The following is a 1,560-nucleotide window of genomic DNA, read 5'->3' on the forward strand; positions in this document are numbered from 1 at the left end:
TAAGCTGGAAATTAATTTAATACAATTTTTGTCGTGTACTTAGCTATTAAGCATATATTTTTCATAATATAGCTATTAATCCTTGATTACTTGGTGCTGTAAATGCATCGCCATATAGAGTTAAAGCTTTATGTAATCAGTCATTGCCCCTAATGACATTACTCATAAATCATCTCAAACTTTCCTTCGGCTTTTTTCATTCTTTTATATTCGGCCCGAGCCATAGCGTCTACTTCTTTACTCATAGCATACCTGAAACAATCCCTATATCCCGGAATTACGTTATTGGCATCCGGGTAGGAAACAGGTTTGATGCCTAATGAAAACACCTTGCCTTTGTTATAAGCCTGTTCATATGTAGCATGCAATAGTATTTCAACATCAGTGTATGCTCCTAAATCATTATGTTCGTTTAAGAATCTTGTANCGTCTACTTCTTTACTCATAGCATACCTGAAACAATCCCTATATCCCGGAATTACGTTATTGGCATCCGGGTAGGAAACAGGTTTGATGCCTAATGAAAACACCTTGCCTTTGTTATAAGCCTGTTCATATGTAGCATGCAATAGTATTTCAACATCAGTGTATGCTCCTAAATCATTATGTTCGTTTAAGAATCTTGTAAAGTCTTTACCTGTAGTTTCATTAAAACAACCTCTAAATACTGCGCTTTTATAAGATTCTAAAAAATCTTTTTTTTCATTTTTATACTTTTGTACTTTGCAAGAGGAAAATAAAATAATACAAAACAGTAAGAAAACCAGTTTTAATTTAGTATCCATATTCTTATTGATTTAACGCCTCCGCGTGGTGTAGTATATTCCCCACCTATGCATTGCCCGTTTATTATTAAATCTACGTGTCCTGAATAATTGGCACCTGAATTACCAGGGTTACTATTGACAATTACATAAATACCTGTTTTTCCCTTTAGCATTTCTGCAACTTTTGTAGGGTTATTAGCATCGGCACCTGTTAGCTTATGTGTGGCTTCACCAAATTTACTAACCATAAATTTATCAAAAGAAACAGCATCAAGTATATAGTTTTTTCCATCGGCACCTTTTTGTGTTCGTTGGCCATTACCATAATTAAGAACTGGAATATGGATGCCACTATACAACAACCCTCTCGAACCTCTTATTGAACAAGCATTGCCGTATAAATCTGGATCTGCAAGATAGCTATTTAAAAGGCTACCACCAACAAGGTTATATACTTGAGGCGTTGGCATTTGATAATAGTAGCCATTCTGCGTAAGCTTAGGAAAAGCTAAAATCATTGAGTTAAATGATGGCAGGCTTGCCTGAACAACAGGCTCATCAAAGGTAATAAGATCCGGGTCAATAACTTCCAAATCTGTTGAAGTTTCTTGATATTCTTCTAAAAAGTAACTTACAAATTGTTCAAAAGTAATATTTGGATTATTAACATCTTGAAAAAAATCTAATGCAAATAGCATATCTTCAACACTACTTACTGTATAATTTTTTGCATCAAGATAATCTCCAAGATTATTTACCAAGTTTCGCTGCTCATCCCCCTGCATGGCAAAGT

At 34.5% G+C, this 1,560-nt stretch carries 1 protein-coding gene; it reads right to left on the reverse strand.

Annotated elements, in window-relative coordinates:
* Positions 1-769: 769 nt before the first annotated feature.
* Positions 770-1,560 (reverse strand): type VI secretion system amidase effector protein Tae4 (locus CHU92_RS06465; RefSeq protein ID WP_129583021.1); only part of this gene is annotated, 791 nt, incomplete at its 5' end.

Source organism: Flavobacterium cyanobacteriorum, from assembly GCF_002251835.1.
GTDB classification, from domain to species: domain Bacteria; phylum Bacteroidota; class Bacteroidia; order Flavobacteriales; family Flavobacteriaceae; genus Flavobacterium; species Flavobacterium cyanobacteriorum.